This window comes from Salinimicrobium terrae DSM 17865 (assembly GCF_000424665.1).
GTDB lineage: Bacteria > Bacteroidota > Bacteroidia > Flavobacteriales > Flavobacteriaceae > Salinimicrobium > Salinimicrobium terrae.
The window spans coordinates 381,320-396,726 of the sequence record NZ_KE384221.1; the positions used below are offsets into that span (position 1 = coordinate 381,320).

Consider the following 15,407-nt stretch of genomic DNA (forward strand, 5'->3'; position numbering starts at 1 on the left):
CCTTTCAGGGTTCCAAACCCTGAAAGGGTTCAATCGTGTGTTCTTTTTGATGGTAATTTTCAAAGTTTTCAAAGTCACCAAACAATTCTAAAACTTCCTTTTTTTGAATCAAACTTTCTTTTTCGTTAAAAAAATCCTGGTATGAGGTCCATGGATACGAAGAAATAATTTCAGCGACTGAATGATGAACAGGGTTGTTGTGGATGTAATAGATTAAATTCTTCAAATAATCTTCAGAAGAAATTTTTTTGCGCTTGAATGGCTTTTCAAATAGACTTCCAGTGCGGGAATATTTTTTATTTACTGCCTGAGTATAAGAGTTAAACAAATGGCTGAACTGGCGGGAATGATCTGTAGCAGAACTTTCAGATTTAGTGGAGTATTTTAAATCTGTTTTAATTATTTCTTTTTCTTCTTTAAGATAAACCAGGAAATGAAAATGATTTTGCATGAGGCACCAGGCGAGAGTATTGGTAACAGGAGCAATATATTTCTTATAAAGTTCGAGAAAATAGGTGTAATTGCCATCTTCGAAAAAGATCTTATCACCATTATTTCCACGGTTGTATATGTGGTAATAATTTCCAGGCTCTAAAACTTCGATTTTCATCTGGTAAAAGTTTAATCCTTTAACGTTCGTCTTCGATCAACCCTTTCAGGGTTCCAAACCCTGAAAGGGTTCTCCCAACCCCAACGAAATGGTTCTTCAAACACTGAAAGGGTTCTATGCTCTAAATAACTTTAAACCTTTAATTTTGAACTTTGAATTAGCCAGCGGCTTTATCTCCCAGTTCAAACCACCTTTCGGTTTTCTTCTCGATCTCGTCCTCGATCTTGCTGAGCTCCATGGAAGCTTTAGCAATTTCATCAGGGTTTAGGTCCTGCAGGAACTTTTTCTGCACCTCTTCCTTTTTCTTCTCCAGGTTGTGGATCTCCTTTTCCAGCTTGTTGTATTCCTTCTGCTCGTTATAGGTGAGTCCGGCAGAGGTGTTGCTTTCTTTTTTCCACGACTTTTTATCTGAAGACACTTCAGCTTTTTCTGCAGGCTGCGTTTCTGTACTGGCTTCATACTCGCGGTAGTCGGAATAATTTCCGGGGAAATCTTCTACCTCTGCCTGACCTTTGAACACGAACAGGTGATCCACGATCTTGTCCATAAAATACCTGTCGTGAGAAACCACTACCAGGCATCCGGGAAAGTCGAGCAGAAAATTTTCCAGAACGTTTAAAGTGACAATGTCAAGATCGTTGGTCGGCTCATCTAGAATAAGAAAATTGGGATTCTGAATTAAAACAGTACATAAATAAAGCCTTTTCTTTTCTCCCCCGCTGAGCTTTTCAACATAATCATATTGCTTTTTGCGGTCGAAAAGAAAGCGCTCCAGGAGTTGCTGGGCAGAGATCTGCCGACCTTTCTTTAGCGGAATATATTCCCCGAATTCTCGAATTACATCTATCACCTTCTGACCTTCCTTAACATCAATCCCGCGCTGTGTATAATAGCCGAATTTAATGGTTTCCCCGATGGTGATCTTTCCTGCATCGGGCTCAATCCCTCCGGTGAGGATGTTTAGAAAAGTGGATTTTCCTGTTCCGTTTTTTCCGATGATGCCGATACGATCCCCCGGCTGAAAATTATAGTTGAACTTATCGAGCAAAGTGAGATCCCCAAAACTTTTTGAGACATTGTGAAATTCCACGATCTTATTTCCCAGGCGTTCCATATTAAGCTCAAGCTGCACCTGGTGATCGTTGCGGCGTTTGGAGGCACGGTCTTTAATTTCGTGGAAATCTTCGATCCTTGATTTGGATTTGGTGGTCCTGGCTTTTGGCTGCCGGCGCATCCAGTCCAGTTCCTTTTTAAAAAGCTGCTTTGCCTTATCTGTATTCGTTTGTTCTGTAGTGACCCTTTCCTCTTTTTTGTCAAGGTAGTAAGAGTAATTACCTTTATAGGTATATAGATTTCCATCTTCCAGTTCCACGATCTCATTACAAACTCGTTCCAGGAAATACCGGTCGTGAGTGACCATAAAGATTGTAAAATTTTCTTTGCGGAAAAATTCTTCCAGCCATTCGATCATGTCGAGATCCAGGTGGTTGGTTGGCTCATCCATGATGATGAGATCGGGCTTGTTCAGGATCATGGAAGCAAGGGCAAGACGTTTTTTTTGTCCACCACTCAGGCTGCCCACAATGGCATGCATGTCTTCCAGATTTAATTTAAACAGGATCTGCTTATAAGTAGACTCAAAGTCCCAGGCCTGGTGCGCTTCCATCTGTTCAAATGCCTTTTGATAAGCATCTGAATCTTCAGGATTCTCCAGGGCTTTTTCATAGCGTTCAATAACTTTGAGAATTTCGTTATCTGAAGCAAATATAGTTTGCTCTACAGTCAACTTCGGATCCAGGTTGGGTTCCTGCGGAAGAAAGGCAGTGGTGATATCCTTCCGATAGACCACATTTCCGGCATCAGGAGTATCGGCGCCCGAAAAGATATTCAGAAGGGAAGTTTTTCCCGTTCCGTTCTTTGCTACAAATCCCACCTTCTGACCTTCATTAATTCCGAAAGATATATTCGAGAACAGTTCCCGTTCCCCGTAAGCCTTAGCTACATTTTCTACAGATAAATAATTCACGCAGTTATTTTTGGCAAAAGTAGTCTTTTCAATGATCAATTAACAATGAGCAATGATCAGGTGATTTGAAGATTTGAAGATTTGAGGATGTGGGGACTGGAGGATGGAATTTAAATACAAGTATCCTCTTTACCAGAAATATTTTTCAAAAGAGTCCCCTCCTGCCGAGGGAGCCTGTCCCGAACTTGTTTCGGGATGGCCGCCGGTCGGGGTGGCATACTCTCCAAGGGAATGGAGCTAGTTCTCATTTACCCCGAAAATAACTGCCAACTCACCACTGCACACTGCTTACTAAGTCTACTATGTTCGTCGCTTAACAAAATAAATTTCTATCTTTCTCGTTAGATAAAGGCAAATTTATTGGAGGTATAAAGAAATTTGCTTTTTATTTGTAAACCAATTGAGCGCATATCCAAATCTTATGAAAAAATATTTGTTAAGCCTGATTATAATTTTGGCTGCTACTGTTTCCAGCTTTTCACAGACAACTTTTAGTTACGGTCTCAAAGGAGGCATTAATTACTCAATGGGTGGTGAGATCCAGGGAGAAAGTTCCGGTGAGGGATATTGGGATGGGATAGCAGAAGGTGAGGGAGCAATTGGTTTTCATGGGGGTATTTTCGCCCAGGTTAATTTCGGAAATTTTTTCATTCGTCCCGAAGTTGTTTACAATTCTCTGACCCAGGAATTTGCCATTCCACTTCGGGAAGAGAATACAGAATATAGTGTTCAAACTTTTACAATTCCACTACTTGTAGGATACAATATTTACGGACCTTTGGATATATATGCCGGACCGGTATATTCTAACGTTTTGGATGCTAAACTTTTTGGAGAGGAAACTGAGCGTTTAATCGTAGTACAGAATACTCCAATTAATGCCCAAATTGGAACTAAAGCTGAATTCGGACGCTTTGGTTTAGATATCAGATATGAACATTCTTTATCTAATGCAGAGAGACAGAATCTCGAAATGGATAATAAAGGAGTTTTTGGAGGAGCAGGAGGGGCTAACAGGGCTTATTTTGAAGATGCTCGTCTGAATCAGGTCATTGTAAGTTTAATTTTTAAGATTGGCGGTCCCGGTCTTAATGAAAGGCGACGCAGAGCTTGTTATTAAAATAGTAATCTCTGATCAATGGTCAGTGAGCAGTGATTTTTTCATGGGGTGCTTCTTTGCCCCGGCCCAAAAAGGGAGGAAGCACACAATTTAGTAGGTAGCGCGGAGGCTGAGTTGGCAGGTTTTCTTCATCAAAGGTGATAATAAGTACGGGAGGTAATTTTCATCTTCCTTATAAGTATATAGCCTAAGAAAAAAAACGTATAAAAACAGCCTCCCTTAACTTTAGAGTCAGTAGCCAAGAGTTAAAAGCCAATAGCTTTTATTCAATCTTCATATTTCTCCTTTCTTACTTCTTTAACATCTTTTAACAAACTAGTACCCCAATTATTTTATTATTAACATTCAACAACTATATTTGTCTTTACCTATAAGTCCCAAATGAGTATCAGGCAATTAATTATTGTTGTTAGCGTTCTGTTGTTTGTTTCTTCCTGTGTTCCTACAAAGAGGTTGATGTACCTGCAGGAGGATGGCGATATGATAGACAGTTCAATGACCGTGGAGCGGATCCAGAAGCCATACAGGATTCAGGTGAATGACCTACTGAGTATAAGGGTGAAAGCCATAGATCAGGATGTGGTGGGAATGTTTAATCCTATTGGAGAGCAGAATCCGAATGCTACCGGAGAAGAAAGGCTGTATTATGATGGATTTCTTGTTGATGCTCATGGGAACATACGAGTGCCGACTTTAGGAGAAGTGAATGTGCTGGGTTATACTGTTGAAGAAGTACGGGAGAAGATAGAAAAAGCCCTTTTAAAGAATTATTTTACGGAGCAGGCAAATATTTTTGTCACTGTTAAACTGGCCGGGATAAGATACACCACCATTGGAGAAATTGGTTCGGGTAGCCAGGTGATCTATAAGGAACAGGTTACTATTATGGAAGCTGTTGCGAATGCGGGGGATATTTCAGAATTTGGGGACAGAACAGATGTTGTTATTGTAAGACAGTACCCGGGTGGAGAGAAGAGACACCATATAGATCTTACCACAATAGATGCGATGCGGTCACCATATTATTATATTCAGCCTAATGACCTGATCATAGTAAATCCGCTTCCGCAGAAAGCATGGGGAATAGGTACAACTGGTCTTTCAAATTTCCAAACGGCGGCATCTGTACTGGCTCTGGTGATAAGTAGTATATTAATTTTTACAAGGTGATGTATGGCACATGAAGAAGATCACATTAGCGACGTAGGTTCCACCTTTGACTTTAAAGGTTTTGTACTAAAAGTTTTTAGCTACTGGCAGTTGATTCTCCTCTCCATAGCTATAAGCGTGGGGGTGGCTTACTACAACAATGTAAGGAAGCTGCCTGTTTACCAATTGGGAAATTCGATTTCAATTAAAGATGACCAGAATCCATTTTTTACCAGTAACACAAGCCTGACCTTTAACTGGGGCGGGACTTCAGACAAGGTGAATACCGCCATGACCATCCTTCGTTCCAGGTCGCACAATGAAGAAGTGGTTGAGCGTTTACAATATTATATAGGATATCAGCAGGACGGGGAATATCAGCGGGTAAATGCTTATGGTTTTACTCCTTTTAAAGTAGTGGCCGATACTGCTGCATATCAGGTCATGGGCAATACTTTTACCATCCGGTTCAATAGTCCTGAAACCTTTATTCTCAGCACTCATTTTTCCGGCGGAAATGCTTCAGTTTTCAATTATGCCACCAAAGAATATTCTTCTGTAGTGGTCGAAGAAGGGGAATTCAAAAGAGAATATGGATTAAATGAACCTATTGATTTGCCCTTTTTTAAAGGCAAGTTGGTTCCTACTTCGCATGCTCCTGTTATAGATAAGCCTTTTTATTTTCAGTTCAGGCATTTCGACGGTACAGTAGGAAGATTTCGCGGAGTAGCTGTAAACCCTCAGTCCCAGGGCGCTTCGGTGTTGAATCTGTCTATGGTCGGGGATAACAAGCCTGAAATAGTGGATTATCTCAATGGAACTGTAAGGGTGCTGAGTGAAAATATGCTCGAGCGAAAGAACCTCTTTGCAACTAAGACCATCCGCTTTATTGATAGTTCTTTGAATGTGAAGGCAATGGAGCTGCAAATAGTAGAAGATGAGCTCAATCATTTCAGGAACACAAATTCTATCCTGGATATTTCCGCAGAAAGTAGTCAGCTCAACTCCAAACTTACAGAGCTGGATGTGCGAAAGGAGAGTATTGCACGACAACTGGCTTATTATGAAACTTTGCAGGAATATCTGCAAACACGAAGTGATTATTCCGATGTTCCTGCTCCCTCGGTAGCGGGAATAGCTGAAGGAAGTATTGTGAGCGGGGTAGGTCGTATATTAGCTTTGGCCGAAGAACGCCGCAAGTATGAATATTCTTTGCAGGAAAACTCTCCTGTTTTCAATGATATAGATCGGCAGATCAACGCAGTGAAAGATGTGCTGCTGGAAAATATGGCTTCTTCGCAAAGTTTGCTGAGACAGGAGCTTCGGGATATAAACAATAATATTTCTTTGGCCGAATCAGAAATTAAAAAACTTCCGCAGGAAGAGCAGGACCTGCTAAAAATCCAGCGTAAATATTCCATTAGTGAGCGCACATACAACATGTTCCTGGAAAAACGCAGCGAGGCCGGACTCATTAAAGCAGCTAACGTAAGTGACGTGATGGTGATAGACACCGCCAAAGATACCGGCGGCGGACAAATAGGTCCCAACACACAATTAAACTATGTCATGGCATTAATGGTAGGAGGTATGATTCCTTTAACTTTTGTATTCCTCCTGGTTTTCCTCAATACAAACGTGCACAATGCACAGGAGGTGACCCGGCTTTCTCCAATTCCTATCCTGGGAATGATCGGAAAGAGCCGAATGGACACCAATCTTGCAGTATTTAATAAACCAAAATCTGCCATTGCTGAAGGTTTCAGAGGATTGAGGTCCAGTCTGCAATTCATGTATAAGAAACAGGGCGTCACAGGCTCAAAGACAGTTCTTATTACCTCCTCAGTTTCGGGGGAAGGAAAGACATTCTGCGCAATGAACCTGGCAACTGTCTTTGCTTTAAGCGAGAAGAAAACCTTGCTACTCGGTGCCGATTTAAGGAAGCCAAAGATTTTTGATGATTTTAAGATCAATAATGATGTGGGAGTGGTGAATTACCTGATAGGACAGGAAACACTTGACAACATCATTCAACCAAGTATGGTGCCACACCTGGATGTGATTACTGCCGGACCGATACCTCCAAATCCATCAGAGCTGCTTATGAACGAGCAGATGGAAACTTTAATGAACGAACTTAAAGAGCGCTATGACTATATCATCATGGACACCCCGCCCGTTGGTGTGGTTGCCGATGCGCTCAACCTCATCAAATACGCCGATGCCACTTTGTACCTCATTCGTCAGGATTATACCAAACGCGGTATGCTTGAGGTCATTAATGAAAAATACAGTAAAGGTGAAGTCAAGAACATTTCTTTCGTGCTTAACCACTTTGTCCATAGAGCTAAATACGGATACGGTTATGGCTACGGGTATGGCTATGGTTACGGCTATGGTTATGGGCAGTACGGGAAAGGTTATGGGCAGCAGGATACTCCTAAGAGTAGACTGAAGAAGAAGTGGAGAGAAATAATGCGGAACTTTGAATAATTCTTGCTTTGCTCCAGAAGTGGAGAGAGGGGAGAGGAGAGTGGAAAGTAGAAAAATGAATTATGGAGGAGGTGAAGTTTAATTTTGAAGATCTTAAGGTTTATCAAAAAGCTTTGGATTTTATTGACTACGCATATAGCCTCACTGCAAAATTCCCTAAGGAGGAATTATACGGTCTGTCTTCTCAATTCAACCGCGCCGCTGTCTCTATTGCTCTGAATACTTCTGAAGGTTCTGGAGATACAGATGCTCAATTTCATCGATTTCTCCAAGCGGCAGCTGATTCCGTAAGGGAGTGTGTCACTTGTTCTACAATTGCTTTCAGGAGGAAATTTATATCTCCTGAAGAAAATAACAAAGCCAGGCTTATGTTATTGGAAATTCTAAAAATGACAAGTAGTCTACAGAGATATTTGAAGTCAAAGAGGAACTGATGTTTTTACCGACTATCCCCTTTCCACTTCCCACTTTCCTCTAGCTGAGCAACAGCGAAGCATTAACCCACTGCCATACATGAAAACTACTCCTATTATCTCCCGCTAAATACCTTTTCCATTCCCTTTCAATTTCCTTATGATCAAACCAATCGGCTGCCGCTGAATTTTTCAAACTTTTTAACTGCTCCTCCACAAATGGTCTAACCTCCTTACCCAACCATTCCCGTTGAGGAGTCTGGAGGGGGCGCTTGGGAGCGTAGGAGATATTTTTGGGCACCAGAGGTTTCAAGATCTCGCGGAGCAAATATTTTCCAACTCTATTTTGAATTTTATAACTTTCTGGTTGTGCAAAGGCAAATTCTACGAGACGGTAGTCCAGAAGAGGTTCACGAAGTTCTGTACTGTAAGTCATCGAGATGCGGTCGTTGAAACGTAAGGCTCTGGGAATCTTTGTATAAAAAAGGTCTCTGAACTGCAGGTTTTGGAGTTCGTTGTCAAAAGGTTGTGGATAGATTGGTTTTTCAGCTAAAGTAGCAAAGCCAGGATCCAGAACATTTTGCCGAAAGGGAGAGCCTTTTCCGGTGCCCTGAATAGTAGAACCGGAGTTCTGATAATAATCATATCCAGCCCATTGTTCATCCATTCCCTGTCCGTCAAGTAGCACTTTCACTCCGTCTGCTTGAGCCTGTTCAAAAATTTTAGAATAAGCCAGGGTAGGAATGCCGCCAAAGGGTTCATCCTGTTGCCTGCTTATTTTATGTGCAGCTGCGCCTACTTCTGAAGCCGAAAAGAGCACTTTTTGAAGCGGGTTTTGAGTGCTGGCAATCATTTGTTCCACCCAAGGTAATTCGTCATATCGCTCGTCTCCGGTGTAAAAAGTATAGGCATTAATCTTTTGTTTGTCCTCAAATAAGTTGACCAGGGTCAACAGGAGGGAGCTGTCTACTCCGCCGCTAATATTAAAAGCTATCGGCACATCGGCACGAAAGCGGAACTTGATGCTGTCTTTGAGAAGATCCAAATAATGAGTACTTACCTCTTCAAAAGATAAATTTGGTTGGATGTTTTTGACCCTGCTTTCAAAGTTGTTCCAACTTTCAATATTTAATTTCCCCTGGGAAAACTCAAGATAATGTCCTCCGGGTAATTGATTTATGTTTTTATAAAAGGTCTCCTCGGGCATTCCGTAGGAGCCATAGCTAAAATAGGAGGCCCAGACTTTACAATTAGGAGAGGTGTCAAAAATGGCATTTTTGAGAGCCTTTATTTCACTGCTGAAGGAGAGATTTTTTCCAACTTCAGAATAATAAAATGGTTTTACTCCGAAGCGGTCTCGTGCTGCGAAGAGTTTTTTTTCTGAAGTATCCCAGATGGCAAAGGAAAACATGCCGTTGAATTTTATCAGGCACTCCTTACCCCAGCGGATATATGCCGCCAGAAGTACTTCCGTATCCGATGAGGTTTTGAAGTTGTAGTGAGAGTTTAATTCGGACTTTAGCTCTTTATAATTGTAGATCTCGCCATTAAAGCTGAGAAAATATCTTCCGGAGTTATCGACAAAGGGTTCATTAGCTTCAGGAGAGAGGTCAATAATACCAAGACGATTATGGCCTATAGCGGCGAAACCTGGATCGACATAAATGCCGGTATGATCGGGCCCACGGTGATGTTGTGCCTGAAGCATTTTTTGAAGTTCTGCTTCAATAGGGTTCGGACCGATAATACCTGAAATTCCGCACATTTTTTGTTGTATAATGTATACTGAATATTGTATAATGAATTTCTTTTCAAATCTATTGAAAAATTTGAACTAACGGGAATAATTAAAAAATCCGGTAATTGAAAACACTATGCCTGTAAGTCTGAGCCTCCTTATTTGCCCGTTAGGGAAAAGAAGGAGAAGGTCGAAGACGACAGGGAAAAAAACCGTTTTTGGTTTTGCCCCTCACCTTAAAGGGAGCCCAAAAACGGGATTAGAGTATCAGCGCCAGGTTAGGCATATTTGGAGTATGCAGTGCGCAGTAGTCAGTTAATTTTTGGTTAGTATTTAACCTTGATTTGCTAATTTCTTGTAGCACTACTTTGGTCAGGCTCTCTAAAAAAATATAAGCCAACAGCCAAAAGCTAACAGCTAAAAGCTCACTCCACAAACAACAGACAAAAAACAAAAAACCAACAGCAAACGGAAAACACAAAACGTCCTAACTCCACTTTCCACTTTTCACTAATTTTTCCGCTTCCTCCCAATCCACATGTGTATCAATATTCACATAAGGATCTCCTGTGGTGTCGACGAATCCAATTCTTTTACCGTACAGGGAGTTCTGCTCCAGGATCACTTCAGTTTTGGTAAGATAAATAGCACCGTCTCGATAATAGGCCTTCGGTAGCTCCTGGCGACGTGGGATGATGTTTTCTTCTCCCGTAGCAATTTTTAACTGTCCATGCTTTTCTTCAAAGATCCAGTGTGGGTTATATTCCGCAGGAACTTCCCGGACCGAGAGCAAGGAGTCGAAATTTCCAGCTTGAAATTTTTCTATGGCCTTATCTGTTAAACCAGACCGTCTAAATGGAGTAGTTGGTTGCAGCAGACAGACCGCATCAAACTTTTCCCCTTTTTGAGCAAAGAAGCTCAGTGAGTGTTGCACAACTTCCAGGGTAGGAGTAGCATCAGCAGCTAAATTTGCAGGTCTTTTAAAAGGCACTTCCAGGCCTATCTCTTCAGCTACTGCCATAATTTCAGCATCATCTGAACTTAGGATAAGTCTGGAAAGCAACATTGAATTCTTAGCTGCTTCGAAAGTGTATTGTAGCAAAGGCTTGTCGTGTAGTATTTTTATATTCTTGCCGGGAATTCCTTTACTGCCGCCGCGAGCGGGGATGAGTCCGAGGATTTTCATTGTTCAGTGATGTCATCTCGAGCGGAGTCGAGAGGTTGGTTCACTCAAATATATGTTTTTTGGAGTAGTGTCTTATAAAAAGGGTCTCATTTAATGCCGTCATTGCGAGCGCAGCGAAGCAATCTATTGCAGGTAGGTCCCAATAATAGCCTGAAGTAAGGATTGGCAGATTGCTACGCTCGTCCTACGGATTCTCTCGCCATGGCGGTTCGCAGACAAACTGACGACTGATAACCGACCACTCTAGTAAGTAATCGTCTTACTATAAGTCAACTCCACCGTCGCCAGTATCTCCGCAATTTTCTCTCCCGCATTTCCATTACCGTAAATAGTAGAGCTTTCATATTTCTCTGTACTAATCGCAGCTTTTGTGGCTTCTAAGATGGCCTGCTGAACATAAGGAACATCAGTCACATTCTGTGCCCGACTCCTTCTATGTTGACGATTTCCGATGTTTACAACTGGCAGTCCCAAATAAGCACACTCTCTTAGGCCAGCACTCGAGTTTCCTATTAAAGCTCTGGAGCTGTTAAGAAGTTTCAGAAAATCTAGAGGATCCATATTCTTGAAAAAATGGATGTTTTGAGGTTGTTCTAGCTCTCTAAACGTTCTTATTCCATTAGAAGTTCCATCAGAACCGGCATCCACATTAGGCCAGAACCAAAAAGTCGGATAATTCAGCTCTTTTACAGCTCTTAATGTTTCCATGATGTGCTTTTTTGATTCCTTGTATTCTGTAGTTACCGGATGCTGCATCACCACTATATATCCTTTCTCCCATTCCAGATTGGCGCCTACTCCGCCATATTTTTTCAAAGGATCAAAATCGAGATAAGGATAATCCGTAATTTGTTTTGCAAGGTCAATAGAAGGGCAGCCGGAGTTAATCACCTTACCGGGCTCTTCTCCTAATTTTATCACCCGCTCCCGGGCATCTTCGGTACAGACCAGGTGGAGATCGGCCAGTTTGGTATTCGCATGCCTTACTTTCTCATCAATGCTGCCCGTCACCTCTCCGCCCTGTATATGGATTAGCGGAATATTCTGGTAGGATGCCGCAATGGAAGTGGCAATGGTTTCAAACCTGTCGGCAATAGTGATCACTGCGTCCGGTTTCAGGTTGTAAAAAACATTGGTAAGTTCCATAACACCCAATCCGGTAGTCTTTGCCATAGTAGTTGGATTCTCTCCCTCCAGCACCATAAAAACTTTAGCTGCGATTGGAAAGCCGTCTTTTTCAATGAAATCTACTGCGTTCCCGTATCGGTCCAGCAAGGCCGAACCCGCGATCACCAGTTGTAATTTCAGATCTGGGTGATTTTGAATGGCTGTTAAAGCAGTTTTTATCCGACTGTAGGAGGGGCGGGCAGTTACTACGACGCAGATCTTTCTTTTCATTCAGTTCTCGGTTCTCAGTTGTCAGTTTGTCTGCCCCGCCAGCTTTAGCGAAGGTAGATCAGTTTCTCGGTTAGGCTAAAGTAATAAAAATGTTGTTGATGAGAAGTGGTCCTGCTGCCTATTGAAATAGTCATTGGGAAAGATTTCCGATACATTAGAAGATTGAAGCAATCTGTTGTAGGTTAGTCACGATGATTGTTTAAGGTAGCGATTGAAAGATTGCCACATCGGACTACGTCCGTCTCGCAATGACAGTTCGTATGAGCGTCGTGAGACTGAAGTAAGTTTTCTATATATTTGAAACCAGCAAAACGCAAATTTTGAGCAAATCCCTGAACTTTAAAAACCATAAAAGAATCCCCTTATTCTACTGGAGTGAACGGCATTTTATTTTTAGGGAGAAAGAGAATTATGGGGATCTGCTTTCGAAATACCTGGTAGAGAAAATTAGCGGAAAGGAGACACGGTTTGTTCATCCAAAAAAGCAGTCCTGGTATAAGACCATTAAAGACAATCTTTTGGCCGCAGGAAGTATCATTCATCATGCATCTAAACACAGCATAGTGTGGGGAAGTGGTATTATAGATCATGAACAGAATATTCAAAAAGCTGATTTTAGGGCGGTTCGTGGACCGAAAACCAGAGATTACCTGTTAAAACTGGGCTATAGGTGTCCCGAAGTTTACGGAGATCCCGCCATCCTGCTACCGGACCATTACCGGCCGCAGGTGGAAAACAAGTATAAATTAGGTATTGTGCCGCATTATCATGACTATGAAAAGGCACAGAGGATCTTTGGCGGCAGGGAGGAAGTAAATGTGGTGGATCTGCTCACGATGGATGTGGAGGCGACTACTTTAGAGATCCTGGAGTGTGAACGCATTCTTTCTACCTCATTACACGGATTAATAGTTGCGCATGCATACGGAATCCCGGCAGTATGGGTGAAAATGTCTAGTAAGATCTTCGGAAACGATGTTAAATATTTCGATTACCTGGAGTCTGTGGGATTGGAAGCCTACGAAGCGGAAGTTGTGGACGAGGGGATTTCAGAAGATAAAATATCAAGCTTATTCCAAAATTACCCGAGCTGGGTATCCCAAGAAAAGCTGAAGGCTTTAAAAGCCGGACTTTTAGAAGTAAAACCCTTTTGATGAATTCAGAAAATCAGCAGAAAAACAAAGAACATTATGACCGCCTGTACAAAACCGGGCAGGTGAAAAATATTCTGCACTGGATCAACCATCTGGATTCTTTTTTAAATTCCGCTACTACTACCGAAACCAGTTGGTTTGCGATCTATAAAAATAATTTTAAGGACAGAATACCCGGGAAAAAAGTTTTGGAGATGGGCTGTGGTGATTGTACTAATGCCGCGATTATGGCTGCCCTTGGTGCTGAGGTCTATGCTAATGATATTGCCGATTCCAGCGGAAGGATAATAGAAGTACTAAACGAAAATTACAAGTTTAAATATCCTATAAAATTTATTCCGGGTGATTTTATTGAGAATGATCTGAAGGGAAATCAGTTTGATTTTGTTGTGGGTAAGGCTTTTCTACATCACCTGGAGATTCCACTGGAAGAGAAATTTTTAAGAGAAACTGCCCGGCTTTTAAAGAAAGACGGAGAAGCCCGTTTTTTTGAACCTGCCGTGAATTTAAAGTTTCTTGATGAATTACGCTGGCACATCCCAGTGGGCAACCGCCCCTCTAAATTTCAAAAAGAAAAATATAGGGAATGGAAAGAGAACGATCCGCATCCAGAGCGAAGTTTCAGCAGTTCACATTTTGAAAGAGTAGGCAAAAAATTTTTTAAAGAGGTGGAAATCCATCCCGTTGGTACATTAGAACGCTTTAGCCGCTTATTTAAATGGGGCGAAAAGCAAAATAAATTTAAGCGTTGGGCACTAAGAGTCGAGCAGAAACTTCCCTCAGCTTTGAACCGGAGTTTTAACAGAAGTCAGCTTATTATATACAGACAACCGCATTCAATTAACAATTAGCAAATAGCAGAATACGGTAAACACAAAATGCTAAACAAATCTACCGTCTGCGGACTACCGACTCGTAAAATATTAAATTCTTCTCCACCACCACCTCCGTAGAAAATTTCTCCAATATCCTTACCCTCGCAGCCTTTCCCATACGTTCTGCAAGAACAGGATCTTTTATAAGAGTCAGCACTTTTTCCGAATAGGTTTTATGATCTTTTGGATCAACAATAAACCCGGTTTCTCCATTTACCATGACTTCCTTTGCCCAACCAATATCTGAAGTTACTAATGCTTTTTCCATGGCCATGGCTTCGATCCAGGTCATGGGAAGTGCTTCGGCGAAGGATGGGAGCACAACAACCTTGGCTCTGGCGATCTCCTCAAGGATCTTCTCATAAGTAAGAACGCCTAGCCATTCAACCTTTTCTGCCGCGGCGGGAGTGAATACTTCCTGCATTAGTTCTTTTGTGAATCTTCCGCTGTTGATGTCCTGAACATCTCTTCCTGCCAGCTTCAGCCGTGCTGAAGAATTTTCCTCCACGATCCTGTTGAAGATCTCAGAAAGCTCGAGCACCCCTTTTTTCCGGATAAGACTTCCAAAGTAAAGAATGGTCCCCGGCTGTACCTTTAAATGCTGCGGAAGGAATCGATGCACATCTACCGAATTGGGAATAACCTCAATTTCTTTTTTTAATTTAAAGATCTTCCGGGTTTCCTCTGCAGTGAATTTACTCACCGATAGTAAATGATCAGCTCCTTCCAAAGCAGTTTTTTCAAACCAAAAGTTCTTTTTCTTTTGTGGCCGGTTTTCCAGTTTGCAGAAATAGGAATCACTGCCATGGAAACGAATGATCAGCGCACATCTTAGCTTCATAAAAGCAGTGATTCCTGTCCAGTCCGGTGCCTCCAGAGCATCTATTTTATCTATAGCAATATATTTGTTTAGGTAATTTTGTAAAAACCTGCGGTGTAAATACCATCCAAAAAGGCGATATTTCTGATGTTTTATCAGATGAAGTTTAATACCTCCTTCCGTGAAAACAGCATCTTCCTTTTGACCATATATGAAAATAGAAATTTGCGCTCCTCTCTTCACCAGTTCAGTCACCAAGTTTTTAATACTGGTCCCAATCCCTGCTGCCCGGCCGGTGCGGGGGTGAGGGTATTCTGAAGTGAGGAAGGCGAGATGCATTATATTGAATTATAGTACCAAATATTGATTTTATAGGAATGAAATATTTTAAAATTGTCCTGTGTTAAATATAGCTTTTTGTATAT

At 41.7% G+C, this 15,407-nt stretch carries 12 protein-coding genes; 6 read left to right on the forward strand and 6 right to left on the reverse strand.

The window, feature by feature from the left end; genetic code table 11:
- Nucleotides 1–4 precede the first annotated feature (4 nt).
- Nucleotides 5–610, reverse strand: coding sequence for a transposase (locus tag H148_RS0114025; protein ID WP_029035363.1), 606 nt, complete (start codon nucleotides 608–610; stop codon nucleotides 5–7).
- Between the two features lie 157 nt (nucleotides 611–767).
- Nucleotides 768–2,636, reverse strand: coding sequence for an ABC-F family ATP-binding cassette domain-containing protein (locus tag H148_RS0114030; RefSeq protein WP_029035364.1), 1,869 nt, complete (start codon nucleotides 2,634–2,636; stop codon nucleotides 768–770).
- A gap of 421 nt (nucleotides 2,637–3,057) precedes the next feature.
- Between H148_RS0114030 and H148_RS0114040 the strand changes: the two genes are divergently transcribed.
- The 4 genes from H148_RS0114040 to H148_RS0114055 all read left to right on the forward strand — a co-directional run bounded on the left by H148_RS0114040 (nucleotide 3,058) and on the right by H148_RS0114055 (nucleotide 7,832).
- Nucleotides 3,058–3,756 (forward strand): outer membrane beta-barrel protein, encoded by a 699-nt coding sequence (locus H148_RS0114040; protein WP_029035365.1) that lies wholly within the window; start codon nucleotides 3,058–3,060, stop codon nucleotides 3,754–3,756.
- 381 nt (nucleotides 3,757–4,137) lie between these two features.
- On the forward strand, nucleotides 4,138–4,926 hold the full coding sequence (locus tag H148_RS0114045) for a polysaccharide biosynthesis/export family protein (protein ID WP_029035366.1): 789 nt from the start codon (nucleotides 4,138–4,140) through the stop codon (nucleotides 4,924–4,926).
- A 3-nt stretch (nucleotides 4,927–4,929) separates the two neighbouring features.
- Entirely contained in the window at nucleotides 4,930–7,398 is a 2,469-nt protein-coding gene (locus H148_RS0114050) for an exopolysaccharide transport family protein (protein ID WP_029035367.1), read from the forward strand.
- Between the two features lie 62 nt (nucleotides 7,399–7,460).
- Nucleotides 7,461–7,832, forward strand: coding sequence for a four helix bundle protein (locus tag H148_RS0114055; protein ID WP_029035368.1), 372 nt, complete (start codon nucleotides 7,461–7,463; stop codon nucleotides 7,830–7,832).
- A 40-nt stretch (nucleotides 7,833–7,872) separates the two neighbouring features.
- On the opposite strand, the gene asnB is transcribed toward H148_RS0114055, so the two are convergent.
- The 3 genes from asnB to neuC all read right to left on the reverse strand — a co-directional run bounded on the left by asnB (nucleotide 7,873) and on the right by neuC (nucleotide 12,133).
- Nucleotides 7,873–9,576, reverse strand: a complete 1,704-nt coding sequence (gene asnB / locus H148_RS0114060) for an asparagine synthase (glutamine-hydrolyzing) (RefSeq protein WP_029035369.1) — start codon at nucleotides 9,574–9,576, stop codon at nucleotides 7,873–7,875.
- Nucleotides 9,577–10,036: 460 nt separating this feature from the next.
- Complete coding sequence (locus H148_RS0114065; RefSeq protein ID WP_029035370.1) at nucleotides 10,037–10,735, reverse strand: acylneuraminate cytidylyltransferase family protein; 699 nt, start codon at nucleotides 10,733–10,735, stop codon at nucleotides 10,037–10,039.
- A 243-nt stretch (nucleotides 10,736–10,978) separates the two neighbouring features.
- Complete coding sequence (neuC, locus tag H148_RS0114070; RefSeq protein WP_029035371.1) at nucleotides 10,979–12,133, reverse strand: UDP-N-acetylglucosamine 2-epimerase; 1,155 nt, start codon at nucleotides 12,131–12,133, stop codon at nucleotides 10,979–10,981.
- 320 nt (nucleotides 12,134–12,453) lie between these two features.
- Here neuC and H148_RS0114075 point away from each other — a divergent pair, with 320 nt between their 5' ends.
- Together H148_RS0114075 and H148_RS17980 are read left to right on the forward strand one after the other, a co-directional pair.
- Nucleotides 12,454–13,287 carry a polysaccharide pyruvyl transferase family protein gene (locus tag H148_RS0114075; RefSeq protein WP_245583431.1) on the forward strand — a complete coding sequence of 278 codons (834 nt, stop codon included), beginning with the start codon at nucleotides 12,454–12,456 and terminating at the stop codon, nucleotides 13,285–13,287.
- Nucleotides 13,287–14,138, forward strand: coding sequence for a class I SAM-dependent methyltransferase (locus tag H148_RS17980; RefSeq protein ID WP_037325275.1), 852 nt, complete (start codon nucleotides 13,287–13,289; stop codon nucleotides 14,136–14,138). Before H148_RS0114075 ends, H148_RS17980 begins: the two co-directional genes overlap by 1 nt.
- A gap of 40 nt (nucleotides 14,139–14,178) precedes the next feature.
- On the opposite strand, the gene H148_RS0114085 is transcribed toward H148_RS17980, so the two are convergent.
- A complete protein-coding gene (locus H148_RS0114085) occupies nucleotides 14,179–15,321 on the reverse strand; it encodes a glycosyltransferase family 4 protein (protein WP_029035373.1) in 1,143 nt (380 codons plus the stop codon).
- Nucleotides 15,322–15,407: the final 86 nt, after the last annotated feature.